The sequence below is a fragment of the Rhodobium orientis genome, from assembly GCF_003258835.1.
Lineage (GTDB): Bacteria > Pseudomonadota > Alphaproteobacteria > Rhizobiales > Rhodobiaceae > Rhodobium > Rhodobium orientis.
Genome location: NZ_NPEV01000020.1, coordinates 42,175 through 68,085 on the forward strand (window position 1 = coordinate 42,175; position 25,911 = coordinate 68,085).

Sequence of the window (25,911 nt, forward strand, 5' to 3'; positions counted from 1 at the left end):
TTGACGGGTGTCGGCAGGACTGCCGTCCGTCAGCCGCCGGCACCATAGGCATGGAGCCGCGGGCCGTTGCTGCGCAGCCAGGCGCGAGGCTCTTCCATGCCCGGGCAAAGGGTCTCCACATGGCGCCAGAAGCGTGGCGAGTGGTTCATTTCCTTCAAATGCGCGACCTCGTGGGCGGCGACATAGTCGAGCACTTCCGGCGGGGCGAGCACCAGGCGCCAGGAAAAGGAGAGCGCGCCGGACGACGAGCACGAGCCCCAGCGGGTGGTGGTATCGCGTAAGGTGACCCGGCCGGGCGTCACCTTCAGCCGGGCGGCATGGTCGGCGACGGCCGCTTCGATGTCGGCGCGGGCCTCGCGCTTCAGCCAATCGGTGAGACGGCGGGAAAGGTGCTCGGCCGCGCCAAAGACGACGAGGCGGGGGCCCAAATCGCCGTCCTCGCGCCGGACGGTGCCGCGATGGCGGCCGCCGGAGACGATGCGATGCTCGATGCCGCGCAGGGGCACCAGCGCGCCTTCCTCAAACGCAACGCTATCCGGCCGACGCTTCAGCCTGGCAGCGAGCCAGTGCCGCTCACGTTCGGCAAAATTCCGCGCGGCGCGGGAGCAGCCGTCGGCCGGAAGGGTGACGACCGGGTCGCCGCCGCTCGCCGGCAGGCGCAGGGTGAAGCGGCGGGCGCGCGCGTCGCGGCGCAGCCGGACGCGGATGTCGGCACCGTCGATGGTCAGGAGGAAATGCTCCTCCTTCGGCAGGGCGCTGGCGCGGCGCGGTTTTCTGAAGAACGTCATCTGTCGTCGGCGAATCGGGAACTGATCCAATGATCCCAGATACGGGAGTGTTTCGGCACCCTTTTTAACATTTTACGCCGCTGCAAAAACGAAAGGCGGCACCGAATGTGATACCGCCTCGCCGTAGTCCGCGGGGACGCGGACCTTACCGGACGTGCCCGTCGCCCGGCGTCGATCGGCCGTCGCGGCGCAACTCGTCCATATAGTCGTAGAATTCCTCCCGCTCGCCGGCCTCGTTCGCCGCTTCGGCGCGAAGGCCGCGCAGGTACTCCTCGAAGGCCGCGTCGGACGCCGAGGCGGCGTTGAAGCCGGACGGCACGTCGTCGCGATAATAGGGATCGTCCATGGCAGGATCGACGTCGGTGTCGGCCGCCTCGCGGCGCGCGATCTCGAAGTCGGACGCGCGCGACCGCTCGCGGCGGCGCCCGCAGAAGCCGCCGGGCGCCCGGCCCATGCGGCGGGCCTCGCGCGCCGCCTGCCAGCGCTCGCCCCAGAGGATGTAGGCGAGAACGGCAAGGCCGAGCGGCCAGAAGACGACGAAGCCGACGACCATCAGGGCGATCATCGCCGGCGTCCAGGCAGGTCTGATTACCGAAGTGCTGCTCATGTCATCCCAACCCCGGCGCCACGGCGGCAAAGAAAAAACCGGCGGCTGCCGAAAACGCGCCTCTGCCATCGGCGTCACAGCCGCAAGGCGCCGCATATTCGCGACGTGGGGATGATGGCGCCGCTTTTCAAGTGGACGCCAGCGCCCACCCGCCCGGGGCGGGGCGGATCAGCTCTCGATCAGAGCCCTTGCCTGGCCGACCCAGTCGTCGCGGGTGGCGCGGCCGGCAAAGGCGAGGCGTTCCTCCAGTTCTGCAAGCTGGTCGGCGGAAAGCTCGGCGATCTGCCAGAAATGGAAGATGCCGGCCTCGTTGAGCAGCTTTTCGATCTTCGGACCGACGCCGCTGATCTTCTTCAGATCGTCGGCGGGGCTGTCCGGCGCGGCCTTGGCGGCCTCGGCCTTTGCCTCTTCGGCCTTAGGGCCGGCGGCGGCCCGGGCGATCCCCTTCATCGCGGCTTTCCTCGCCGCCTCCTTGGCGGCTGCTTCCGCCGGTTCCGGCCTCGGCATCATTTCGCTCGGCGGCAGGGTGTTGGCGACCGGCGGGCCTTCGGCCGCAACGCGGCGGGCGCGCACGGCGCGGTGGCCGACCGAATGGGTGATGATGAAGTCGGAGATCCGCGGCGCGATCTCGGCGCGGAAGCGCGAGCCGTTGAAGACGCCGTAATGGCCGACGCCCGGCTGCACGTAGTGGGCGCGCATTTCCGCCGGGATGTTCGGGCAGATGCGGTGGGCGGCGTGGGTCTGGCCGACGCCGGAGATGTCGTCCTTCTCGCCCTCAACCGTCAGCAGCGCGACATTGCGGATCTTGGTGGTGTCGACGCGCTTGCCGTGGTGCATCAACTCGCCCTTCGGCAGGGCGTGGGTGACGAAGACGGTCTCCACGGTCTGCAGGTAGAACTCCGCGGTCAGGTCCATGACGGCGAGATATTCGTCGTAGAAGTCGCGGTGCTTTTCGGCCGAATCGCCGTCGCCCTCGATGAGGTGATTGTAGAAGTCGTGCTGGGCCGACAGGTGCCGATCCAGGTTCATGCTCATGAAGCCGGAAAGCTGCAGAAAGCCCGGATAGACATCGCGCCAGACGCCGGGATGGGGCAGCGGCACCTTCATGATGACGTTGCGTTCGAACCAGTCCATATCCTTGGACTTGGCCATGTCGTTGACGGCCGTCGGGTTGACGCGGGTGTCGATCGGGCCGCCCATCAGCGTCATGGAGCACGGAGCGTAAGGATCGCCCGCCTCATCCATGACGGCGACGGCGGCCAGCACCGGAACGGAGGGCTGGCAGACGGCGACCACATGGGTATCGGAGCCGAGCGCCTGCAGCATTTCGATGATGTAGTCGACATAGTCGTCGAGGTCGAACTTGCCCTCGGCCAGCGGCACCATGCGGGCATCGACCCAATCGGTGATGTAGACGTCGTGGCGCGGCAGCATCGCCTCGACCGTGCCGCGCAGGAGCGTGGCGTAGTGGCCGGACATCGGCGCGACGATCAGCAGTTTCGGCACCGGATGGCGCAGGGTCGGGATCTGGCGCTCGAAATGCAAAAGCCGGCAGAATGGCTTTTCCCAGACCACCTGCTCGCGCACCTTGACCCGTTCGCCGCCGACGACGGTCTCCGGCAGGCCGAATTCCGGCTTGCCGTAGCGCCGCGTCGCCCGCTCGAACACCTCGCAGGCGGCCGACATGTTGCGGCCGATCGCGGTGTGGGTCAGCGGATTGAGCGGATTGTTGAAATAGAGGCGGGTGAGGTCGCAGGCCGCACGCATCGGGCTCATGGCCGCGTGATGCATCTCATAGAGATGATAATAGGGCACCGGAGAGGCTCCTCGGCATATGCTGCACTGCAGTAACTGTTCTGCATTGCAGCGTCATTGTCCAGAGGATAGCGCACAACGTGCGGATTCCCAATCGAGCCAACCGCTCCGGTATGGCGGATATCCACGGATTCCCGGTATCTCGGCCGTTTTGTGTCGTTTTTGTCACACTTCTCACGGTGTCGCACCGGTGCGGCAGATGGCCCCGTTGCCGCGCCGGTTCCGGTCAGCGCTTGGCCTTGACGAGGATGTAACCGGGCGCCGGGACCGCTTTGCCGACCTTGCGCGCGCCGGGGCCGCTTGTCAGGGAATTCATCTTGAAGGAGCTGCCCTTCTTTTCGCTGTAGGCGCGGATGAGCTGACCATCCTTGGATCTCAGGATGATCGTCTTGGTGCCGTTGCCGTTGTCGATGATGGTCTTGGTGCCATGGGCGGTGCGGATGGTGAGCCGCAGCTTGTCCGATTTCGGCGCCTCGCCGGCCGTGCGGGTCACCGCCGAGGCAGCGGGCTTGACCCGCGGCACCGGGCTCGCCGCCGCCGGCAGCACGATGGTGGATGCGGCAATGGTTGCCATGATCGCGGCCAGCAGTGTCGCAGCGCCTGGTTTCTTCGTCAGACCGTACATTTCCCTCTCCCGTTTCGGTCCGCGCCGACGGCATCGCCGGCGTCCTCAGGAACCACAGTGGCGGGAAACGGTTCCACGGCCTGTGACGGCGGTCACAGGCCGGGCGAATCGGGACCGGGAAAACGGAAAAGCGCCCTGCTACTCGCCGAGCTGCAGGAGCGAGCCGACCTTTCGGGCGCTGTCGAAGAGGCGGAAGAAGGTGAAGACGGCAACGCCCATGAAGACGACGTTGAGCCCGAAGGCGATCAGCATCAGGTCGCCGCGGAAAACATTGTCGATGAGGATCGCCCGCATGCCCTCAAAGACGTAGGTCGGCGGCAGGGCGAGCGCGATCCATTGCAGCCAGTCCGGCAGGGTCTCCACCGGATAGTAGACGCAGGACAGCGGCAGCAGCAGGAACATCACCGTCCAGGCGAGGCTTTCCGCGCCGAGGCCGTTGCGCAGGACGAGGCCGCTGACGACGATGCCGATTGACCAGGAGGTGAGGATGAGGTTGGCGAAGAAGGCGGCAAGCGCCAGCCCGAGGCTCCAGATGTTGAAGCCGAAAAAGCCGATGGCGAGCAGCGTCACCGGCACCATGCCGATGGTCAGGCGGATGACGCTCATGGTCATCAGGGCGGCGATGAACTCCATCGGCCTGAGCGGGCTCATCATCAGGTTGCCCATGTTGCGGGCCCACATCTCCTCCAGGAAGGAGATGGAAAAGCCGAGCTGGCCGCGGAACAGGATGTCCCACAGCAGGACGGCGCCGATCAGCGTGCCGCCGGTCTTGGCGAAGAAGCCGGAATGCTGGTTGAGGTAGGTCTGCAGGAACCCCCACATCAGCATCTGCACAGTCGGCCAGTAGACGAGTTCCACCGTGCGCGGCCAGGAGGAGCGCAGCAGATACCAGTAACGGCGCACCATGGCGAAGGTCCGGGCCGGGGAAAACGCCTTGTAGGTGAGGTCGATGGGGCCCGTGTCCGTGGCTCCGGAGTCGGTGGGAGCGGTGTCGGTGGTCATGCGGAGGCCTCCTCAAGGCTGGCGGCATGGCCGCGGCCGCGAGCGACGTCGAGGAAGACGTCCTCCAGGTTGGAGCGGCCGTAGCGCGAGATCAGCGCCTTCGGCGCGCCGCGGTCGACGATCCGCCCGCCCTTCATCATGATAACGTCGTCGCAGAGCCGCTCGACCTCCGGCATGTTGTGGGAGGCGAGAAGGATGGTGGCGCCGCGATCGCGCCGGTAGCGGTCGAGGTTGCCGCGGATCCAGTCGGCGGTGTCGGGATCGAGCGAAGCGGTCGGCTCATCGAGGAGCAGCAGTTCCGGGCGGTTGATCAGCGCCTTGGCAAGGCTGACGCGGGTCTTCTGGCCGGCCGAGAGCTTGCCGGAGGGCCGATCGAGGAAGTCCGTCAGGTCGAGGCTTTCGGCCAGCTCCGCGACCCGGCCCCTGGCGTCGCCGACGCCGTAGAGGCCGGCAAAGACGGTGAGGTTCTGGCGCACCGTCAGGCGCATCGGCATGTCGACATAGGGGCTTTCGAAATTGATCCGGTGCAGCACCCGGTGGCGGTCGCGCAGCATGTCGTGGCCGAGCACGCGGATCGCGCCGGCGGTCGGCAGCACGAGGCCGAGGATCATGGCAATGGTCGTCGTCTTGCCGGCGCCGTTGCCGCCGAGAAGGCCGACGATGGTGCCCTTTTCAATAGAAAAATCAATGGGCCCAACGGCGTTGACGGCATCGAAGCTCTTGGCAAGGCCGGCGACGGAAATGACCGGCTGGTCGGTGGACTGGTCCAAGGAGACCTCCCAAAAAGAGCGGCCGCGTTTGCGCTGCGCGGCCGAATCTTCGAAGAAATATCAGCAAATCCTTGTCCATTCGATTATATGGACCCGCCCGATGGAGAATCCAGCCGGGCATAGAGACCCCGAGTTGAACGGAAGACCCGGTAAGATGTTTGGTTCCGTCGCATCGCCCTCGTCCCAGGGCCCGAGCTTTTCCCACCGCAAGGTGCGCCTCGACACGCTGGTGCGGCTGCGCTGGCTGGCGGTCGCCGGCCAGAGCGTCGCCGTGCTCGCCGTCGCCGTCTGGCTGAAATTCCCGTTTTCGGTCTGGTGGTGTTTCGGCCTGATCGGGCTGTCCGCCTGGCTCAATCTTTTCCTGAAGATCCGTCATCCCTCGAGCCGGCGGCTGACCGAGGGCAACGCGACGCTGCTGCTGTCGTTCGACATCCTGCAGCTTTCCGGCCTGCTGCTGTTGACCGGCGGGCTGACCAACCCCTTTGCGCTCCTGCTGCTTGCCCCGGTGACCGTCTCGGCGACGGCGCTGCCGCCGAAACGCACGGCACTGCTCGGTGCGCTGGCGGTCGGTGCGAGTTGCGTGCTCGCCGTCTTTCCACAGCCGCTGCCCTGGTTCCCGGGCGAGCGGCTGGAGTTCCCGCAGCTCTACGTCCTCGGCATCTTCCTGGCGCTGACGTCGAGCCTTGCCTTCATCGCGGTCTATGCGTTCCGGGTGGCGGAAGAAGGCCGCCAGCTCGCCGATGCGCTCGCCGCCACCGAACTGGTGCTCGCCCGCGAGCAGCATCTTTCCGCGCTCGACGGACTGGCGGCGGCTGCCGCCCACGAACTCGGCACGCCGCTCGGCACCATCGTCCTGACCGCCAAGGAGCTTGCCGGCGAGTTTTCCGACGACAGCGCGGTCGCCGAGGACATCGCCCTCATCCGCTCGCAGGCGGAGCGCTGCCGGGAGATCCTCGCCAAGCTGACCTCCCTGTCGGCGGCGCCGGACACCCATTTCGACCGCATGCCGATCAGCCACATCCTGGAAGAGGTGGTGGCGCCGAACCGCGACTTCGGCGTCGACATCGAGGTGATCAAGAACGGCGTCGGCAAGGAGCCGGTCGGCGTGCGCAACCCGGCGGTCCTTTACGGGCTCGGCAATCTTGTTGAAAACGCTGCCGATTTCGCGAAAGAAAAGGTCGTTCTGACGGCCGAGTGGAACGACCAGACCGTCCGGGTGACGATCGCCGACGACGGCCCGGGCTTTGCCGCGAGCGTGCTCGACCGGCTCGGCGAGCCCTATGTCACCACCCGCAAGCACAGCGAGGCCGAAGAGGGCCATTCTTCCGGCGGCGGGCTCGGGCTCGGGCTCTTCATCGCCAAGACGCTGCTTGAGCGCACCGGAGCGCAGGTCGACATCAGCAACCGGACCGCACCGGAAACCGGGGCGGTGGTTGAGATCGCCTGGTCGCGTGCACGCCTTGATTTCGCGAGCGGCGACGATACCAATGCCGACCCCGACGAATTTTCAATCCGACCAAGCGTCGCAGCGAGCTTGCCCGACGGGCTATAGTTCGGCTAAACATCAACCGAACATTATGTCCGAAGTTTCCAACAGTAGCGTGTAGCGAAGGCGGTCCCATGAGCGACGGAACCCAGATGGCCAACACAGGCGACAAACGTTTGCTGATCGTCGATGACGACCGCCCGTTTCTCAGCCGGCTTGCGCGGGCGATGGAAAAGCGCGGCTTCGAGACCGACACGGCCGAGTCGATCCAGGAGGCGATCGGCAAGGTCGACGCCAACCCGCCGGACTATGCGGTGGTGGACATGCGGCTCGGCGACGGCAACGGCCTCGACGTCATCTCGACCCTGCGCGAGCGGCGCCCGGATGCGCGCGCCGTCATCCTCACCGGCTACGGCAATATCGCAACGGCCGTCACGGCCGTGAAAATGGGCGCCATCGACTATCTCTCCAAGCCGGCCGATGCCGACGACGTCTATGCGGCCCTGACCCGCAACCCGGACGACAAGGCGCCGCCGCCCGAGAACCCGATGTCGGCCGACCGGGTGCGCTGGGAGCACATCCAGCGGGTCTACGAACTCTGCGACCGCAACGTCTCGGAGACCGCCCGCCGGCTCAACATGCATCGCCGTACGCTGCAGCGAATCCTCGCCAAGCGCGCCCCGCGCTGACCCCTCGCGGCCTCAGTCGTCCCCGATCTCGGTGACCGTGCCGGCAAGGCGCGGATCGGCCAGTTCGTGCAGCCGGTTGGCGGCCGCCTGGGCAAAGCGCAGCATCACCGCCTTGCGGGTGGCGCCGGCGAGCCGGTCCTCGCCGCAGTCGCGGACGATCTCCGCGCCGTAGCCGTCGGAGAGGATGAGGCCCGCTTCCTCGGGAAAAATCCCCGCGTCGACGCCCGGATGGGTGGCGAAAAACAGCCGGTCGCAATGGCTGTGGTAGTCGGGCCATTTGGAATCGGCGCGGAAATCCTCCAGCGACGACTTGATTTCCACGATCCAGATATCGCCCTTCAGGCCCACCGCGACCATGTCGGCGCGGCGCCCGGAGGCGAGCGTCAGCTCCGGCAGATAGGCATAGCCGAGGCCGCGCAACAGCCGGCCGACGCCGCGGCGGATCATCAGCGCGGTTTCCGACTGGCGGCCGTCGGGGGCGAGATCGGCGGTGCGGACTAGGGCCATGGGGCTTCGGGCATTGGTCGAAACGGACGGTCAATTGTTCCCCATCTGTTCGGACCGATCAAGCCCCTCCGCGTTTTGCCCTCGGGTCTGTCACCACGACAGCGCGCCCATGAGGCGGTCGATGGGGGCATAGTCGTCGGTGAGGACCGGGGGGTCGTGTTCCGCGACGAGGCGGGCAACGCGGTCCGGCGGGATACGGGCGAAGATGCGGCCGGTGGACGGCTCGACGACGCGGGCCTCGTCCGTCGGCGTCCTGGCGGCCAGGAGCACGAAGGTGGTGCGGCCCCCGGCCGAAAAATCCTCCGCCTCGACCCAGACTTCCACGACCGGAAAAATCTCTTTCAGCGTCCGGTGGACGGCAGCGAGCGCATGCAGCCGCTCCATGCGGTCGACGAGGTTCATCATGTAGACGCCCCCATCGTTCAGTCTTTCCGCGACCAGCGCAAAAAACTCCTTCGTCACCAGATGGGGCGGCACGGCGATGTCGGTGAAGGCATCGCCGACGACGATGTCGAAGTCGCCGCCGCTGTTGCTCAGAACCCGGCGGGCGTCGTGGTGGTGGATCGCCATCTTTTCCGGATCGAGCCAGAAATCGCTGACGGCAATTTCTGTCACCGCCGGATCGATCTCCGCGACGGTGACGAGATCGGGGCTTGGCCCTTCCGTCCACGCGCGGGGCAAGGTATAGGCGCCGCCGCCGATGAAGAAGGCCGAGACGGGATGCGCCCCGAAGCGCAAACGCCGCAAATGGTCGATGGTGGCCACATAGGGCGTGACGAGGCGCCGGGGATCGTCCCGAACGTTGATGCCGTGACCCAGATGGTCGAGCACCATCAGCCGCGCTTCGGTGCCGACGTCGCCCGTGATGTCGATGCTGCGGATGCAGTAGTAATCGCTCTCCACCGTGCAGGGGGATTTCGCGCTTGCCAATCCGGCGGCGGCGGCCGAGAGCGCCATTGCGACGAGGATGGCGACCGCGGTGCGGCCCCGGCGCCGGCCGGCATAGCCGAGGAAGACCAGGGCAAGCCCGGCATCGACGGCGGCGACGACAGCAAGGGTTCGCGCCGTCCCGAGCCAGGAAATGAACAGGTAGCCGGCGAGCAGCGTGCCGGCGATGGCCCCGAGCGCCCCGGCGGCGTACATGCGCCCGAGCGCCCGTCCCGCGGCGTGGGGCGCGCGGTCGATGGCAATCTTGGTCAGCGCCGGGGCCGGCACGCCGACCATGAAGGACGGCACCAGGAAGAGCACGGCGGCGAGAACGACGAGGCCGAGGACCGAGGTGCCCGCGCTGCCGAGGATCGGGCCGGAGAGCGCCTGGAGCAGCGGCAGGGCGAGCGCGGTGGCAACGGCGGCGAGCGCCAGGGCGGCGGCGATGCCGAGCGCGATCGCCCTTTCCTCCCGCTCCGCAAGACGACCGCCGACCCAATGGCCGATGGTGAGGCCGGCAAGCACCACGGCAATGACCGCGGTCCAGGAATAGAGCGACATGCCGACATAGGGCGCGAGCATGCGCCCGGCGACGATCTCCACCACCAGCCCGGCGGCGGAGACGAGGAATTCGGCGGCGACCAGAAGGACCATCAAACCCGCGCCGGACGGCCCGTTCTCGTCGCGCACCTCCGGCGCGTCGTGTTCTTCCATTTGCGGACGTCTCCCCGTTCGTCGCTGTCTTCACGGCAGCGTTGCCGGAGAGAGTGCCCGCACGCGGCGGCAAAGGAAAGGTCTACCGCTGGGCCATGGCCCAGTCGGGGTTGATCCAGGGCTCCGCATTGGCGGCGGCAAGCGGGGTTCGGCCGAGCACCAGGTCGGCGCCCTTCTCGCCGACCATGATGGTCGGGCCGTTCAGGTTGCCGTTGGTGATCTGCGGGAAGATCGAGGAATCGATGACCCGGAGCCCGTCGACGCCGACAACCCGGCACTCGGGATCAACGACGGTCCACTTGTCGTCAGCATCGCCGATGCGGCAGGTGCCGCAGGGGTGGTAGGCGCTTTCCACCGCCTCGGAGATGTAGGCGTCGAGCTCCTCGTTCGAGGTCTTGTCGGCGCCCGGCGTCAGTTCCTCGCCGCGATAGGGCGCAAAGGCCGGCTGGTCGAAGATCTCGCGGGTCAACCGGATGCAGGTGCGGAAGTCGGACCAGTCGTCGTCGTGGGACATGTAGTTGAAAAGGATCGACGGCGGGTCCTTCAGCGTCGGGCCGGTCAGCGCGACGCGGCCTCGGCTCTTGGAGCGCATCGGGCCGACATGGGCCTGGAAGCCGTGCGCCTTGACCGGCAGTTTGCCGTCATAGCGGATCGCCACCGGCAGGAAGTGGTACTGGATGTCGGGATAGTCGACGCCGGCCGCGGAGCGCACGAAGGCACAGGATTCGAACTGGTTGCTGGCGCCGATGCCGTCGCCGGAGAACATCCAGCGCGCGCCGATCAGCGCCTTGGAGACCCAGTTGAGCTTGGAATAGAGCGAGACCGGCTTCAGGCAGGTCATCTGCAGGTAGAGCTCCAGGTGATCCTGCAGGTTCTGGCCGACGCCGGGCCGGTGCGCGCGGGTCGAAATACCGTGTGCCTGCAGGTGCTCGCCGTCGCCGATGCCGGAGAGCATCAGGAGGCGCGGCGAGTTGATGGCGCTGGCGGCGAGGATCACCTCGCGCCTTGCACGGATGATGCGCCGGCCGCCGCCGTTCTCCACTTCGACGCCGACCGCGCGGCCGTCCTCAAAGACGATGCGGTGCGCGAAGGTGCGCGTCATCAGTTCGAGGTTCTTGCGGCCGAGCGCCGGCTTCAGATAGGCGTTCGCCGCCGACCAGCGCCGTCCCTTCCAGATGGTCATCTCCATCCGGCCGAAGCCTTCCTGGCGGCTGCCGTTGTAGTCCTCGGTCAGTCCGTAACCGGCCTCCGCGCCGGCCTCCATGAAGGCGTGGTGGAGCGGGTTGTCGAGCGGGCCTCTGGTGACGTGCAGCGGCCCGTCCGTGCCGCGCCAGCCATCCTCGCCGCCATGGCTGGTCTCGGCGCGCTTGAAATAGGGCAGCACATTGCGAAAGCCCCAGCCGCGCGCGCCCATTTCCTCCCAGGTGTCGAAGTCACGGGCGTGGCCGCGGACGTAGACCATGCCGTTGATGGAGGACGAGCCGCCGATCACCTTGCCGCGCGGGCAGACCAGCCTGCGGCCGCCGAGATGGGGCTCCGGCTCGGTCTGGAAGCCCCAGTCGTAGAAGGGCAGGTTCATGGGATAGGAGAGCGCTGCCGGCATCTGGATCAACGGCCCGGCGTCGGTGCCGCCGAATTCGATGACGCCGACGGTCGTCGTGCCGTCCTCTGTCAGGCGACTTGCCAGGACGGAGCCGGCGCTGCCGGCGCCGACGACGAGGAAGTCAAAGGTCTCGCCTTCCCGCATAGCTTAAACTCCTGCGCACCCTCACTTGCATGTCGGGGAGGACCGGGTGCGTTCTCTTGTGGCGACGTCCGCGTGTCGGCAGACGTCAAAACGGGGTTTCGGTCGGCGTCATGGCCACGTAGACGCTCTTGACCTGGGAATAGTGCTCGAGCGCGGCCTTGCCGTTTTCGCGGCCGATGCCGGACTGCTTGACGCCGCCGAAGGGCATCTCGACGGGCGTCAGATTGTAGGTGTTGATCCAGCAGGTGCCGGCCTGAAGCTCGGCGACGACCCGGTGGGCGCGGGCGAGATCGCGGGTGAAGACACCAGCCGCCAAGCCGAAGGGTGTGGCATTGGCGCGCGCGATCGCATCGGCCTCGTCGTCGAAGGTGAGGATGGTCAGGACCGGCCCGAAGATCTCCTCGCTGGCGATGCGCGCCTCATCGGAGCTGGCATCGAACACCGTCGGCTCGACGTAAAAGCCGCTGTCGAGGCCGGGCCCGGTGGCGCGGCCGCCGCCGATGAGGCACGTCGCCTCGGCTTTGCCGATCTCCATGTAGGAGAGCACCTTTTCCATGTGGCGCTCGGAGACGAGCGGGCCGATCTGGGTTTCCGGATCGAGCGGATCGCCGAGCTTCAAGGCTTTGGTGCGGGCGATGAGGCGCTCGATGAAGGCGTCCTTGACGCTGGAATGGACGTAGACGCGCGTGCCGTTGGAGCAGATCTGGCCGGAGGAATAGAAATTGCCGAGCATCGCCCCGCCGACGGCGGCATCGAGGTCGGCGTCTTCAAAGACGAGGATCGGCGACTTGCCGCCGAGCTCGAAGGTGACGTGCTTCAGGGTCTTTGCCGCATCGCCCATGATGCGCTTGCCGGTGCCGACCTCGCCGGTCAGCGAGACCTTGGCGATCTCGGGGTGGGCGACCAGCGCCGCGCCGACCTCGGCCGCGCCCTGTACGACGTTGAAGACGCCGGCGGGCAGCCCTGCCTCGGTGAGGATTTCGGCAAGGATCAGCGCCGACAGCGGCGTTTCCTCCGACGGCTTGAAGATCATGGCGTTGCCGCAGGCAAGCGCCGGGGCCGCCTTCCAGGAGGCGATCTGGACCGGATAGTTCCAGGCGCCGATGCCGGCGACGATGCCGAGCGGTTCGCGGCGCGTGTAGATCCAGTCGCCGCCGAGGTCGACATAGTCGCCGGACAGGCTGGATGCGATGCCGGCGAAATATTCCAGGCACTCCACGCCGGAGAGCGCATCGGCAACGAGCGTTTCCTGGATCGGCTTGCCGGTGTCCAGCGTCTCGATGCGGGCGATCTCCTCGTTGCGGGCGCGAAGGAGATCGGCGGCGCGGCGCAGCACCCGCGCGCGCTCCGCACCCGGCGTCTTCGACCAGACCGCGAAACCGCGCTTCGCCGCCGCGATCGCCGCCTCGATCTCGTCCGGCTGGGCGTGGCGGATCTCAGCGATGACCTCGCCGGTCGCCGGATAAATGTCCGGCACGGCCAGGCCGGCACCCGGCACATACTCGCCGGCGATGAAGTGGGAGCCTTTGGGTTGGGCGTTCGGCATCGGGTGGTCTTTCTTGTCTGTGCGGGCGTTGACCGGAGCGTTCAGGCAGCCGGACAAGCCCCGTGTTCCAATTCCTCCGCGCGCATCGCAACGAAGGTCGTCAATGCCCTTTGGGTGGCGCTCCGGCGGCGCCGAGCCGGGTTTCGACATAGTCCTCGACGAGGGCGGCGGCGCTTGCCGCGTCGGCGGCGCCTTCGCGCAACGCCCGGCGCAGCCAGACGCCGTCGATCATCGCCGCCGTGCCCTCGGCCGCCAGCGCCGCATCGGCGCGCGGCAGCAGCCGGGCATAGGCGTCGACAAGGTTCGAATTCAGCCGGTGGGCGTAGATCCGCAAAAGCTGGCGCGCCTCGGCGGAGGCCTGGGCATGCACATAAAAGGCGAGCCAGGCGGAGATCACCTCCGGGCGGAACTGCTCGGGCGTGAAATTGCCGGCGATGATCGCGGTGAGGCGGTCGCGCGGATCGCGCGCCTCGCGCAGGCGTTCGGCGACCCGGCGCGACAGGCCCTTCAACAGGTAGCGCATGGTGGCAACCAGGAGGCCGTCCTTGTTGCCGAAATAGTGGTGCGCGAGGCCCGACGAGACGCCGGCCCGGCGCGCGATCTGGCCGACCGTGACGTCGAGCGAGCCATGGGCGTGGATCTCGTCGATGGCGGCCGCGATCAGTTCCTTGCGGCGGATCGGCTCCATTCCGACCTTGGGCATCTTTTGTCTCCGCTCTCGGGTCTCCTCCCGGCCATCTTATTTTTGATTGACGCGTCAATCAATAAAAACCTACGGTGATTTCGGAGCCCGCCCGTGCGACATTTCCGGCTCGAGAATCTCACCCGAACCGCGACGCCGCATCGGCGTCGGGAAGGAACAGTCAAATGGCCCACGGCCGCCGTCCCAATATCCTGATGATCATGGCCGACCAGCTCACCCCGTCGGCGCTCGGGGCCTATGGGCACCCCATCGTCCGAAGCCCGAACATCGACCGGCTGGCAGCCGAGGGCGTCACCTTCGAGTCGGCCTATTGCAACAATCCGCTCTGCGCGCCGTCGCGTTTCACCATGCTCGCCGGACTGCATTCCTCAAGGATCGGCGCCTACGACAACGCCTCCTACTTCCCGTCGAACCAGCTCACCTTCGTGCATGTGCTGCGTGCCGCCGGCTACCGCACGGCGCTGGCGGGCAAGATGCATTTCATCGGCGCCGACCAGACGCACGGCTTCGAGGAGCGGCTGACGACGGACATCTATCCCGGCGATTTCGGCTGGGTGGCCAATTGGGACCAGGCCGAGGAGCGCATCGACTGGTGGTACCACAACATGTCGAGCGTGACGGAAGCGGGGGTTGCCGAAGTCACCAACCAGCTCGATTTCGACGACGAGACCGGCTTCCACGCCGTGCGGGAGATCCGCGACCTCGCCCGGGCCGAGGACGGACGGCCGTTCTTCCTGTGCGTCTCGTTCACCCATCCGCACGATCCCTACACGACGCGGCAGGAGTTCTGGGACCTCTATGAGGGCGTCGACATCGACCTGCCGCGGGTGCCGGAGCCGGAGCGGACGTTGCTCGACCCGCACAGCCGGCGGCTGATGGAAGCCCTCGACCGGGACGCGGCAACGATCACCGAAGCGGAGATCAAGCGGGCACGGCGCGCCTATTACGGCAACATCTCCTATGTCGACCAGTGGGTCGGCCGCATCCGCCAGACCCTGCAGGCCTGCGGCCTTGCCGACGACACCATCATCCTTTTTACCGGCGACCACGGCGACATGCTCGGCGAGCGCGGGCTCTGGTACAAGATGAGCTTCTTCGAGAACGCCGCGCGGGTGCCGATGATCGTCCACGCGCCGCAGCATTTCGGCCCGAGGCGGGTGTCGCAGAACGTCTCCCTCGTCGACCTGGCGCCGACGCTGATGACGCTCACCGACAGCGCGCCGGAGGATTTCGAGCCGGGCTTCGACGGCCGCGACCTCACCCCGCTGATCGCCGGCGATGCGGACGAAGACGAGGACACCGTCTTCGGCGAGTTCTTCGGCGAGGGCGCTGTCGCCCCGCTCGTCATGATCCGGCGCGGCAATTACAAATACATCGCCTGCCCGGCCGACCCGCCGCAGCTCTTTGATCTGTCCGTTGACCCGGACGAGCTCACCAATCTGTGCGGCAATCCGGAGGTGGCGGAGACGGAAGCGGCGTTTGCGGCCGAGGTCTCGGAACGCTGGGATTTCGAGGCCCTGCAACAGGCCGTTCTTGCCGACCAGCGCAACCGGCGCTTCATCGACAAGGCGCTTCGGACCGGCAAGTTCCAGCCCTGGGACTACCAGCCGAAAACGGAGGCCCACGAGCAGTACATGCGCAACCATCTCGACCTCAACGAGGTCGAATGGCACAGCCGTTTTCCGCGCCCGGCAAAATAAGCCCCGCGCGCCCGCTTGATCCCTGCCGGCTTGGGTGCTTCCATGTGGCCAACCAAACGGCCGCACGGCCCATTCACCCAGAAAGAGCAGGGAAACGTCATGGCACACACTGTCACGAAGGTCCTCGGCGGCGCACTCGCCGCCGCCCTTATCTCCTTTTCCGCCATTTCCGCCGGGGGGGCGGCGGAGCCGGAAAGCTGCAAGACCGTCAACTTCTCCGACGTCGGCTGGACCGACATCACCTCCACGACGGCGGCGACCTCGGCGGTACTGTCCGCCATCGGCTACGAGCCGGAGACCAAGCTGCTGTCGGTGCCGGTCACCTATCGCTCGCTGAAGAACGGCGACATCGACATTTTCCTCGGCAACTGGATGCCGACCATGGAAGGCGACATCAAGCCTTACCGCGAGGACGGCTCGGTGGAGACCCTTCGGGCCAATCTGGAAGGCGCGAAATACACCCTCGCGGTTCCGAAATACACCTATGACAAGGGCCTGAAGAGCTTTGAGGACATCGCCAAGTTCAAGGACGACCTCGACGGCAAGATCTACGGCATCGAGCCCGGTAATGACGGCAACCGGCTGATCCTGACCATGATCGAGAAGGACACCTTCGGCCTGAAGGATTTCGAGCTGGTGGAATCGTCCGAGGCCGGCATGCTCTCCCAGGTCGCGCGCGACGTGAAGAAGAAGGTCGATATCGTCTTCCTCGGCTGGGAGCCGCATCCGATGAACGCCAACTACGACATGGCGTACCTGTCCGGCGGCGACGACGTCTTCGGCCCGGACTATGGCGGTGCGACGGTCTACACGAACGTGCGCAAGGGCTACACCGAGGAATGCCCGAACCTCGGCACGTTCCTGGGCAATCTGGAATTCTCGCTGGCCATGGAAAACGAGATCATGGGCGCGATCCTCAATGACGGCGCGGAGGCGGACGCCGCCGCCAAGGCCTGGCTGAAGCAGCATCCGGACGTCGTGGAAGGCTGGCTCGAAGGCGTCACGACCTTTGGCGGCGACGACGCCATGGCCGCGGCCAAGGAAGAACTCGGCCTGTAAGCGAGCCAGCCAATCGACGAGGGCGGCCGGACGGCCGCCCTTTTCTCTTTCCGGAGATCGCACGGTTGGAATTTCGAAGAATCCGAATCGTGCAAAATCCCTTTTTCGTGGTCTGAACGGCAATGGACTGGCTAACCGAGACCAAGATCCCGCTCGGCAAATGGGTCGAGGCCGGCGTCGAGGCCTTCAATGTCTGGGCGTCGGGGTTTCTGGACGCCGTTTCCGAAACGCTGCAGACCCTGATCGAGGGCCTCACCGACGGCATGGCGGCGGTGCCGCCCGTGGTCCTCGTGCTCGTTTTCGCCGCCCTTGCCGGCTATCTGAAGAAGAGCTGGAAGCTGGCGCTCGGCGTCGTTCTCGGCCTCTTCCTGATCATCAATATGGGCTACTGGGACGAGACGCTGGAAACGCTCGCCCTCGTCGTCTTCGCCACCTTCGTGTGCATGGTCATCGGCGTCCCGATCGGCATTGCGGCCGCCCATCGGCCCTGGCTGGAGGCTATCCTCAGGCCGGTCCTCGACCTGATGCAGACTCTGCCGACCTTCGCCTATCTCATCCCGACGCTGATCCTCTTCGGTCTCGGCGTCGTGCCGGGCCTGATCTCCACCGTGATCTTCGCCATTCCGGCACCGATCCGGCTCACCACCCTCGGCATCAAGTCGACGCCCAATGCGCTCGTCGAGGCGGGCAAAGCCTTCGGCTGCACGAAAAACCAGCTTCTCTTCAAGGTCGAGCTGCCGTCGGCGATGCCGACGATCATGGCCGGTCTCACCCAGTGCATCATGCTGTCGCTGTCGATGGTCGTGATTGCGGCGCTGGTCGGCGCCGACGGGCTCGGCGAGCCGGTGCTGCGCGCGCTCAACACCGTCAACATCGCCAAAGGGTTCGAATCCGGCCTTGCCATCGTCATCGTCGCCATCCTGCTCGACCGGGTGTTCCGGCGGGCCGAGCCGCCGTCGGAGCAGCGGTGAGGCGATGACCGACACCTCCCCCCTCCCCGCCTCGGAAGCCACATCTGGCACCGAAGACGCGATCCGCTTCGAGGCCGTCGACATCGTCTTCGGCGACGACCCGAAGGAGGCGCTGCCGCTGATCGATGCCGGCCAGGAGCGCAGCCAGATCCTGGAAGAGACCGGACTGGTGCTCGGCTGCGCCGGCGCCAGCCTCTCCGTCAGGCGCGGCGAGATCTGCGTCCTGATGGGACTTTCCGGCTCCGGCAAGTCGACCCTGATGCGCGCCGTCAACGGCCTGACGGAGGTCGCCCGCGGCAGGGTGCTGGTCAACACCGGAAGGGAGATGGTCGACGTCGTCACCTGCGGCCAGTCGATGCTGCGCACGATCCGGCGCAAGCACTGCGCCATGGTGTTCCAGCAATTCGCGCTGCTGCCCTGGCGCACGGTGAAGGAAAACGTCGCCTTCGGCCTGGAGGTGCGCGGCGAGGACGCGGCCCGCATCGACGAGATCGTGACGGAAAAGCTGGCAACCGTCGGGCTTTCCGAATGGGCCGACAAATACGGCCACGAGCTTTCCGGCGGCATGCAGCAGCGCGTCGGGCTCGCCCGGGCGCTCGCCACCGACGCCGACATCCTCCTGATGGACGAGCCGTTCTCCGCGCTCGACCCGCTGATCCGCTCGCGCCTGCAGGACGAACTCATCGAACTGCAGGCCCGGCTCGACAAGACCGTCCTCTTCGTCTCCCACGACCTGACGGAAGCGGCCAAGATCGGCCGGCACATCGCCATCATGGAGGGCGGGCGGATCGTCCAGCACGGCACGCCGGACGATATCGTCGACAACCCGGCGGACGACTATGTCGCCGAGTTCGTCGCCCATATGCGCGGCGGGTAAGCGGCGGGCCCGCCAGCGGAACAATCCATCGTCTTAGTCGTTTGCCTAACGCAGGATGCGTCCGGCCGCGATGTCACGCGGCCGTTTGCCTGCCGACTTCGACAGCCCATATGCACCGGGCGCCTTCTGACCGCCCGTGCCCATCCCTTTGAAGAGCCGTCACACGAGACCCATGAAACCGTTTTCCCAGAAGATGCCTCCGCGCACGACAAATCCGGACGGCGCGACCCGCCGCGTCGGCGTGGAACTGGAATTTGCCGCCGTCTCCGCACGCGACGGATCGCAGCAGGTGCAGAGCCTTTTCGGCGGCACCGTCGAGGAGGAGGACCCGCACCGCTTCCACATCCGCGGCACCGAACTCGGCGATTTCGTCTGCGAGCTCGACACCCAATACGCCCACCGGCCGCTGAAGCCGGAAGCCGGCAGGATCGGCGGCGGGCTGCGCGAGGCCTTTGCCGACTTCGACGCGCGGCTGCGCTCGCTGATCGGCGACGTCAGCTCGATCCTGGTGCCCTGTGAGGTGGTCTGCCCGCCGGTCCCGATCGACGAGATCGGCAAGCTGGAGCGGCTGGTGCAGGCGCTGCGCGAGGCCGGCGCGGAAGGCACCCGGTCCAATCCGCTCTATGCCTTCGGCGCCCAGCTCAACCCGGAGATCGCCGAGGACAGCGGCGAATGGATCACCTCGGTCCTGAAGGCCTATCTGCTGTTGTCGGAATGGCTGCGCGAGATCATGTCGATCGACCCGACCCGGCGCATCGCCTCCTTCGCCGATCCCTTCCCGAACCCTTACGTCCTCAGCGTCGTCGACCCGGACTACTGGCCGGGCCGGGAGCGGCTGATCGAGGATTACCTGCATGCCAACCCGACCCGCAACCGCGAACTCGACATGCTGCCGCTGTTCGCCTTTTTCGATGAGGAGAAGGTGAAGGCGCTGGCCCCCGATCCGCTGATCAAGAAGCGGCCGACCTTTCACTATCGTCTGCCCGATGCCCGCTTTTCCGAGGCGGACTGGGGCGTGACGCTGGAATGGAACCGCTGGTGCGTGGTTGAGGAGCTTGCCGCGGATCGGGCGAAGCTCGACGCCATGGGCCGGGCCTACCGGGCCAACCGCGAGCAGTGGATCTCGGAGAACTGGGCCATTCGCGCCAGCGAGTGGCTGCTTGTCTCATGAGGCTGCGCAAGGCGAAAACGACGCCATGCATCGGCGTCACCACCTCGGCCGGGGGCGGGCGCTACATGTGGTGGTTCTATTTCCTGTCGCTGAGGCTCTACGGGGTCCGGCCGGTACGGCTGATCGCGCCGATCGACGATGTCGATATCTCCAGCTTCGACGGGCTGATCATTGGCGGCGGTGACAATATCGGCGCCGGGCTCTACCAGGGCGACCTTACCCTCGACATCAACATCGATCCGGCGCGCGACGCCATGGAGCTGCGGCTGCTTGACCTTGCGGCGCGCTGCAAGGTGCCGGTGCTCGGGGTCTGCCGCGGCGCCCAGCTCCTCAACGTCTTTCGCGGCGGCTCGCTGCACCAGGACCTGCACAAGAGCTACGACGACGTCCCGCATATGTGGACGCCGCTGCCGAAGAAATACGTGACCATCGAGGCCGGCTCGAAACTCGCCGGCTTCCTCGGCCGCGCGCGCTTCAAGGCCAACAGCCTGCACCGCCAGGCGATCGACCGGCTCGGCGAGGGCATGGAGGTCTCCGCCCGCGACGAATACGGCATCGTCCAGGGCATCGAGGACCCCAAGGCACGCTTCCTCATCGGCGTCCAGTGGCACCCGGAATTCCTCATCTACCGAGCCTCGCAAAGGCACCTGTTCCGGGCGTTCCTCAACGCGGCGGAGGCCTATTGCGCGGAGCGGTAGTTCCTCAATACCACACCCCGGTCATGCGCCGTCTCGGCCGGCGGGTGACGGGGATGAAGGATTTTCCGACGACGACCGGGGCGTCGAGGGCGGCAAAGACCGGGTCGCGGGCCGGCTGCAGGGTTTTCAGACGGGCGACCCGATCCTCGGTCCGCGGGTGCGAGCGCAGCAGCGAGGGGTCGGGCAGGCGGTTTCCCGGCAGCACCATGCTCTCCCAGCGGCGGCCATGGGCGCGTTCCAGCTTGACGAGGGCCGAGGCAAGGCCCTCCGGGTCGCCGGTCAACTCGGCGGCGTCGAGGTCGGCGTCGTATTCGCGGGCGCGCGACAGGGCGAGCTGCATCAGCCCGCCGATGGTCGGGGCGGCGAGCAGGATCAGGATGCCGAGCCAGGGCACGGTGCCGCTGCCGGCAAGGATCGCCGGCAGGTTCAGGGCCAGCACGATCATGCCGAAGGTGGAGAGCACGCCGGTCATGCGCGCGACGATATCGGCGAGCGCCATCACCTTGATGTCGCCGTTGCGGACATGGCTGACCTCGTGGGCGACGACGGCGGCGAATTCGCGTGAAGAGAGGCCCCGGATCAGCCCGTCGGTGACGCAGACGACGGCGTCCTCGGGCCGGCCGACAGCAAAGGCGTTCATCATCCGGCTCGGCACGTAGTAGAGCTTCGGCACGCGCGGCAGGCCGGCACGCTCGGCGATCAGCGCCAGCACCCGGTGGCCCTCCTCGAACACGTGCTCGGGCAGCTCGCGCGCCCGGTACATGCGCAGCACCAGCTCCGGCGAGGCGCGGGTGGCAAAGAAGAGGCCGAGGCCGCCGCCGATCAGCGCAAAGAGGATGCCGTCAGGCCCCATGACGATGACGACGCACAGCACCAGAAGCGCCAGGCTGCCCGCGGCGAGCAGCCAGGTGTGGAGCGTGTTGCGGAATTTATGGCGACGTTGGAGGTCGTCGCTCAGCGATAAAAACCCTGTCATGCCATTGATGTAGGCAGACGCGGCCGGGTTTTTAAGGGCTCAGGCCGAGGCCTGCTGGTCGCGGCCGAGATAGGCTTCCAGCCGGTCCAGCGCCGCATCGAGCACCTCCGGCCTCTTGCAGAAGCAGAAGCGCACGAAGGTCTTCGGGGCGTTTTTTCCCGGATAGAAGGCCGAGAGCGGGATGGCGGCGACGCCGGCATCGACCGTCAGCGTCCGGCAGGCGGCAACGTCGTCCTCGCCAAGGCCCATGCCGGCGATATCGACGGAGACGAAATAGGTGCCTTCGCAGGGCAGCACCGGAAAGCCGAGGCGGGCAAGGCCATCCGACAGGTGATCGCGCTTTGCCGTCATGTCGGCGACAAAACCCTCGTAATAGGCATCGTCGCTGGCAAGGCCCTTCGCAACCGCCTTCTGCAAATTCGGCGGCGTCGTGAAGGTGACGAACTGGTGCGCCTTGGCGACCGGGCCGATAAGGCTCGCCGGGCCACTGATATAGCCAACCTTCCAGCCGGTGAAGGAAAAGGTCTTGCCGGCCGAGCCGATGCGCACCGAGCGTTCGCGCATGCCTTCGAACGTCATCAGCGGCCGGTGCTTTCTGCCGTCGAAGACGAGGTGTTCGTAGACCTCGTCGCAGATCGCGTAGGCGTCGTATTTGACGCAGAGCTCCGCGATCAGCGCCAACTCGTCCTCGGAGAAGACTTTCGCGGCCGGGTTCATCGGGTTGTTGAGGAGGATCGCCTTGGTGCGTTCGCTGAAGGCGGCCTCCAAAGCGTCCCGGTCGAGGCGCCAGTCGGGCGGAGCGACGCGCACCAGCTTGATCTCGGCGCCGGCGCGGCGCGCCATCGGCAGGTAGCAGTCGTAGAGCGGCTCAATCAGGATGACCTCGTCACCGGGCTCGACGATGCCGAGCAGGCAATCGGCGATCGCTTCGGTCGCGCCGGAGGTGACGAGCACTTCGCTCGCCGGGTCGATGTCGAGGCCGTAAAAGCGCCGGTTGGCGGCGGCAACGGCCTCACGCAGTTCGGCGAGACCCAGCATCGGCGGGTACTGGTTGGGGCCGGCGACGGTCGCCTCGGCGGCGATGCGGCGCAGCTCCTCCGGTCCGTCGACATCGGGAAACCCTTGCCCGAGATTGACGGCCTTGTGCTCGATCGCCAGCCGCGACATCACCTCAAAGACGGTGGTCGGCACGCCGGTAAAGATGGCATTGGTCGGCTTCATCGGGGATCCCCCACGCTTTGCCCGGACAGCACGGCGAGATGGATGCCGCAGAAACGGCGCGGAGTCGAGTATTGTTGATGGCACCGAAAGCCGCAGTGGTGCAATGGATCAGTCGACGGCCTCGCCGATGGAGGCGAACGCGGCGTCCACATAGTGCTGGCGCAGCTTGCGCGAGATCGGGCCGGGCGTGCCGTCGCCAATGGTGGAATGGTTGATGGCGACGACCGGCATCAGGAAGGTCGAGGCCGAGGTGATGAAGGCCTCCTTGGCGTTCTCCGCCTCGCCCGGGGTGAACGGGCGTTCGATGATGGTGATGTCGTCCTCGCGGGCGAGCCTCAGGATGGCATCGCGGGTGATGCCGTGCAGGATGTCGCTGGTGAGCTGGCGGGTGATCACCGCGCCCTCGGCGTTGACGATGAAGGCGTTGTTGGAGCTGCCTTCCGTAACGAAGCCGTCCTCCACGAACCAGGCATCGCCATAGCCGGCTTCCAGCGCCGCCTGCTTGGCCATGGAGGCCGGCAGGAGGCCCACCGTCTTGATGTCGCGGCGGCGCCAGCGGATGTCCGGCACGGTCATCACGGCGATGCCCTTTTCCACCTTCGGGTTGTCCACCACCGGACGGGCCTGGGTGAACATGACGAGGCTCGGCGCCGCGTCGGTCGGATAGGCGAAATCGCGGTCGGCAATGCCGCGGGTCACCTGCAGATAGACGATGCCCTCGTCGAGCTCGTTAAGGGCGACGAGCTTTTCGTGGATGTCGCGCAGTTCCGCCTCGCCCATCGGGCGTGCCATCTGCAAGGCGCTCAGCGACCGGTTGAGGCGGGCCATATGCGGCTCGAAATCGACCAGCTTGCCCTTGAGGACCGTCGTTACCTCATAGACCCCGTCGGCGAAGAGAAAGCCGCGGTCGAAGACGGAAATCTTCGCGTCGTCCTCGGCGAGAAACGCGCCGTTGACATAAACCGTGCGTGCCATGTGTCAGCCCCCGTTTGAATTCAGCCCAGAGTGTCGACGATCGGGCCGACGCCGATGCGCACCGGATCGACGGCCGGAAGCCCGAGCCGCGTTCCGGTGTCCTCAAGGAGGCGCAGCGCCTCGTCCTCGCCGAGCCGCGAGGTGTCCATGGAGACGCCGACGAAGCGGACGTCCGGGTTGGTCAGCCGCGCGGTCCGAAGGTTCAGGTCCATGCACTCCTCCAGCCCCGGCAGCGCGAAGTCCGGCACGCCGCGCATATGCGTGCGGGTCGGCTCGTGGCAGAGCACCAGGGCATCCGGCTGGGCGCCGTGGATGAGGCCCGTGGTGACGCCGGCAAAGGAGGGATGGAACAGCGAGCCCTGGCCCTCGATCACGTCCCAGTGGTCGTCGGCGGCGTCGGGCGTCAGGTCCTCGATGCAGCCGGAGATGAAGTCGGAGACCACCGCATCGACGGAGACGCCGTCGCCAACGATGAGGATGCCGGTCTGGCCGGTGGCGCGGAAGTCGGCGTCCATGCCGCGGGCGCGCATTTCCTTCTCGATGGCAAGGGTCGTGAACATCTTGCCGCAGGAGCAGTCGGTGCCGACGGTGAGGAGCCGCTTGCCAGGGCGCCTGGAGCCCTTGCCGACCGAAAACGTCTTGGTCGGGTGGCGGACGTCGAAGATAGAGCGGCCGAGCCGGTCGGCCTCGGCCTTCAGTTCGGGAATGTCGGCAACCTTGTTGTGCAGGCCGGCGGCGATGTCGAGGCCGCATTCCAGGGCGTCGTGCAGCACGGAGATCCAGTTGCCGGCGATGACGCCGCCGCGGTTGGCGACGCCGACGACGAGGGTGCGCGCACCCTTCTGGTAGGCCTCGGCCGGCGTCATGTCGGGCAGGCCGCAATCGGCTTTGCAGCCCGGAAGACGGATCTGGCCGACGCAATGCTCCGGCCGCCACTGGCGGATGCCGACGGCGACCTTGCCGGCGAGCAGGTCCGGCGCGTCGCCGAGGAAGAGGACGTAGGGGGTTTTGATCGACATGCTTGTGACTCCCGAGGGCGAGACCTGCCGATGGAAGCGCCGGCGGGCCCGGCGGTCAAGGGGGAAAGGGTCCCCGCGCCACATATCAGGACGCTGGAATATGTTGTTTTCGTTCAGGAAATCGCTTCTTCGGCGGGAAGGTAGTCATAGCCGAGCTCGCGGGCGACGGGCTCGCAGGTGACCTTGCCGTTCCAGATGTTGAGGCCGTCGCGCAGGAACGGATCGTCCTTCAGCGCCTGCTTCCAGCCCTTGTCGGCGATCGCCAGGGCGTGCGGCAGGGTGACGTTGTTGAGCGCATAGGTCGAGGTGCGGGCAACGGCGCCGGGCATGTTGGCGACGCAATAGTGGACGATGTTCTCTTCCACGAAGATCGGATTGTCGTGGGTCGTCGGCCGCGAGGTCTCGAAGCAGCCGCCCTGGTCGATGGCGACGTCGACGAGCACGGCACCGCGGTTCATGGTCTTCAGCATGTCGCGGGTGACGAGCTTGGGCGCCGCCGCGCCCGGGACCAGCACCGCGCCGATGATAAGGTCGGCATTGGCGACATGGTCGGCGAGGATGGCGCGGGTCGAATAGAGGATGCGGGCGCGCGACTCGAAATGGGTCGCCAGCCGCTCCACCACCATCGGGCTGCGGTCGAGCACGGTGACGTTGGCGAACATGCCGACGGCCATCTGGGCGGCGTTGAAGCCGACGACGCCGCCGCCGAGGACCAGGACCTTGGCCGCGCCGACGCCGGGCACGCCGCCGATGAGGACGCCGCGGCCGCCATTGACCTTTTCCAGCGCGTGCGCGCCGGCCTGGATCGACATCCGGCCGGCGACCTGGCTCATCGGCTTCAGCAGCGGCAGGCCGCCCTGTGCGTCGGTCACGGTCTCATAGGCGATGCAGATGGCGCCGGAGGCGATAAGGTCCTTGGTCTGCTCCGGATCCGGCGCCAGGTGGAGGTAGGTGTAGAGGATCTGGCCCTCGCGCAGCATCTTGCGCTCATGGGCCTGGGGCTCCTTCACCTTGATGATCATGTCGGCCTTTGCAAAGACCTCGGCCGGGGTCGCGACCACCGTCGCGCCGACCGCGCGGTAGTCGTCGTCGGTGGCGCCGATGCCGTCGCCGGCATTGGTTTCCACCAGCACCTGATGGCCGCGGTGGACCGCGTCGAGCGCGCTTTCCGGCGTCATGCCGACGCGGTATTCGTGGTTTTTGATTTCCTTGGGAACGCCGATGAGCATGACCGCCTCCTGGACTGCAATGCAGGTATGCTAGCCGAAGATTGTGTGGATTTCTCACCGATTAATCGTCACTATCGCGCAATCGCCGG

General features: G+C 66.7%; 23 protein-coding genes and 1 pseudogene. 8 read left to right on the forward strand and 16 right to left on the reverse strand.

Annotated features, from left to right (window positions below):
• Positions 1 to 29: 29 nt before the first annotated feature.
• The 6 genes from CH339_RS10910 to CH339_RS10935 form a co-directional block, all read right to left on the reverse strand.
• On the reverse strand, positions 30 to 788 hold the full coding sequence (locus CH339_RS10910) for a M48 family metallopeptidase (RefSeq protein WP_111434388.1): 759 nt from the start codon (positions 786 to 788) through the stop codon (positions 30 to 32).
• A 145-nt stretch (positions 789 to 933) separates the two neighbouring features.
• Positions 934 to 1,395: a DUF2852 domain-containing protein gene (locus CH339_RS10915; RefSeq protein WP_111434389.1), complete on the reverse strand. Its 462-nt coding sequence runs from the start codon at positions 1,393 to 1,395 to the stop codon at positions 934 to 936.
• Between the two features lie 168 nt (positions 1,396 to 1,563).
• On the reverse strand, positions 1,564 to 3,210 hold the full coding sequence (gene phaZ, locus CH339_RS10920) for a polyhydroxyalkanoate depolymerase (protein WP_276329878.1): 1,647 nt from the start codon (positions 3,208 to 3,210) through the stop codon (positions 1,564 to 1,566).
• 226 nt (positions 3,211 to 3,436) lie between these two features.
• Positions 3,437 to 3,835: a hypothetical protein gene (locus CH339_RS10925; protein WP_111434391.1), complete on the reverse strand. Its 399-nt coding sequence runs from the start codon at positions 3,833 to 3,835 to the stop codon at positions 3,437 to 3,439.
• A gap of 138 nt (positions 3,836 to 3,973) precedes the next feature.
• A complete protein-coding gene (locus CH339_RS10930; protein WP_111434425.1) occupies positions 3,974 to 4,741 on the reverse strand; it encodes an ABC transporter permease in 768 nt (255 codons plus the stop codon).
• Between the two features lie 92 nt (positions 4,742 to 4,833).
• Positions 4,834 to 5,607: an ABC transporter ATP-binding protein gene (locus CH339_RS10935; protein WP_111434392.1), complete on the reverse strand. Its 774-nt coding sequence runs from the start codon at positions 5,605 to 5,607 to the stop codon at positions 4,834 to 4,836.
• Between the two features lie 154 nt (positions 5,608 to 5,761).
• Here CH339_RS10935 and CH339_RS10940 point away from each other — a divergent pair, with 154 nt between their 5' ends.
• A complete protein-coding gene (locus CH339_RS10940; RefSeq protein WP_111434393.1) occupies positions 5,762 to 7,159 on the forward strand; it encodes an ActS/PrrB/RegB family redox-sensitive histidine kinase in 1,398 nt (465 codons plus the stop codon).
• A 68-nt stretch (positions 7,160 to 7,227) separates the two neighbouring features.
• Positions 7,228 to 7,782 carry an ActR/PrrA/RegA family redox response regulator transcription factor gene (locus CH339_RS10945; RefSeq protein ID WP_111434394.1) on the forward strand — a complete coding sequence of 185 codons (555 nt, stop codon included), beginning with the start codon at positions 7,228 to 7,230 and terminating at the stop codon, positions 7,780 to 7,782.
• A 12-nt stretch (positions 7,783 to 7,794) separates the two neighbouring features.
• On the opposite strand, the gene CH339_RS10950 is transcribed toward CH339_RS10945, so the two are convergent.
• The 5 genes from CH339_RS10950 to betI all read right to left on the reverse strand — a co-directional run bounded on the left by CH339_RS10950 (position 7,795) and on the right by betI (position 13,926).
• Positions 7,795 to 8,289, reverse strand: coding sequence for an MmcB family DNA repair protein (locus CH339_RS10950; protein ID WP_111434395.1), 495 nt, complete (start codon positions 8,287 to 8,289; stop codon positions 7,795 to 7,797).
• 90 nt (positions 8,290 to 8,379) lie between these two features.
• Positions 8,380 to 9,930 carry a fused MFS/spermidine synthase gene (locus CH339_RS10955; RefSeq protein ID WP_111434396.1) on the reverse strand — a complete coding sequence of 517 codons (1,551 nt, stop codon included), beginning with the start codon at positions 9,928 to 9,930 and terminating at the stop codon, positions 8,380 to 8,382.
• 82 nt (positions 9,931 to 10,012) lie between these two features.
• On the reverse strand, positions 10,013 to 11,677 hold the full coding sequence (gene betA, locus CH339_RS10960) for a choline dehydrogenase (RefSeq protein ID WP_111434397.1): 1,665 nt from the start codon (positions 11,675 to 11,677) through the stop codon (positions 10,013 to 10,015).
• A gap of 85 nt (positions 11,678 to 11,762) precedes the next feature.
• Positions 11,763 to 13,223, reverse strand: a complete 1,461-nt coding sequence (gene betB / locus CH339_RS10965) for a betaine-aldehyde dehydrogenase (protein WP_184443255.1) — start codon at positions 13,221 to 13,223, stop codon at positions 11,763 to 11,765.
• A 100-nt stretch (positions 13,224 to 13,323) separates the two neighbouring features.
• Positions 13,324 to 13,926, reverse strand: coding sequence for a transcriptional regulator BetI (gene betI / locus CH339_RS10970; RefSeq protein WP_111434399.1), 603 nt, complete (start codon positions 13,924 to 13,926; stop codon positions 13,324 to 13,326).
• Between the two features lie 164 nt (positions 13,927 to 14,090).
• Between betI and betC the strand changes: the two genes are divergently transcribed.
• The 6 genes and pseudogenes from betC (at position 14,091) to CH339_RS11000 (ending at position 20,402) form a co-directional block, all read left to right on the forward strand.
• The gene (betC, locus tag CH339_RS10975) at positions 14,091 to 15,626 is read left to right on the forward strand and encodes a choline-sulfatase (RefSeq protein ID WP_111434400.1); all 1,536 of its coding nucleotides are present in this window, start codon (positions 14,091 to 14,093) and stop codon (positions 15,624 to 15,626) included.
• Between the two features lie 99 nt (positions 15,627 to 15,725).
• Positions 15,726 to 16,685, forward strand: coding sequence for a choline ABC transporter substrate-binding protein (locus tag CH339_RS10980; protein WP_111434401.1), 960 nt, complete (start codon positions 15,726 to 15,728; stop codon positions 16,683 to 16,685).
• A gap of 122 nt (positions 16,686 to 16,807) precedes the next feature.
• The gene (choW, locus tag CH339_RS10985; protein WP_111434402.1) at positions 16,808 to 17,656 is read left to right on the forward strand and encodes a choline ABC transporter permease subunit; all 849 of its coding nucleotides are present in this window, start codon (positions 16,808 to 16,810) and stop codon (positions 17,654 to 17,656) included.
• Positions 17,657 to 17,660: 4 nt separating this feature from the next.
• Positions 17,661 to 18,521, forward strand: a pseudogene (locus CH339_RS10990) (quaternary amine ABC transporter ATP-binding protein); the annotation flags it as partial.
• A 184-nt stretch (positions 18,522 to 18,705) separates the two neighbouring features.
• The gene (locus CH339_RS10995) at positions 18,706 to 19,704 is read left to right on the forward strand and encodes an amidoligase family protein (protein ID WP_111434404.1); all 999 of its coding nucleotides are present in this window, start codon (positions 18,706 to 18,708) and stop codon (positions 19,702 to 19,704) included.
• The gene (locus CH339_RS11000; protein ID WP_111434405.1) at positions 19,701 to 20,402 is read left to right on the forward strand and encodes a gamma-glutamyl-gamma-aminobutyrate hydrolase family protein; all 702 of its coding nucleotides are present in this window, start codon (positions 19,701 to 19,703) and stop codon (positions 20,400 to 20,402) included. The genes CH339_RS10995 and CH339_RS11000 overlap by 4 nt, the downstream gene beginning before the upstream one ends.
• Positions 20,403 to 20,406: 4 nt before the next feature.
• Here the strand turns inward: CH339_RS11000 and CH339_RS11005 are convergent, their stop codons facing one another.
• The 5 genes from CH339_RS11005 to ald all read right to left on the reverse strand — a co-directional run bounded on the left by CH339_RS11005 (position 20,407) and on the right by ald (position 25,822).
• Entirely contained in the window at positions 20,407 to 21,378 is a 972-nt protein-coding gene (locus CH339_RS11005) for a zinc metalloprotease HtpX (protein ID WP_111434406.1), read from the reverse strand.
• 39 nt (positions 21,379 to 21,417) lie between these two features.
• Positions 21,418 to 22,599: an aminotransferase gene (locus CH339_RS11010; RefSeq protein ID WP_111434407.1), complete on the reverse strand. Its 1,182-nt coding sequence runs from the start codon at positions 22,597 to 22,599 to the stop codon at positions 21,418 to 21,420.
• A 108-nt stretch (positions 22,600 to 22,707) separates the two neighbouring features.
• Complete coding sequence (locus tag CH339_RS11015; protein WP_111434408.1) at positions 22,708 to 23,574, reverse strand: D-amino-acid transaminase; 867 nt, start codon at positions 23,572 to 23,574, stop codon at positions 22,708 to 22,710.
• A gap of 20 nt (positions 23,575 to 23,594) precedes the next feature.
• A complete protein-coding gene (gene dgcN, locus CH339_RS11020) occupies positions 23,595 to 24,593 on the reverse strand; it encodes an N-acetyltransferase DgcN (RefSeq protein WP_111434409.1) in 999 nt (332 codons plus the stop codon).
• Positions 24,594 to 24,706: 113 nt separating this feature from the next.
• The gene (gene ald, locus CH339_RS11025; RefSeq protein WP_111434410.1) at positions 24,707 to 25,822 is read right to left on the reverse strand and encodes an alanine dehydrogenase; all 1,116 of its coding nucleotides are present in this window, start codon (positions 25,820 to 25,822) and stop codon (positions 24,707 to 24,709) included.
• Positions 25,823 to 25,911: the final 89 nt, after the last annotated feature.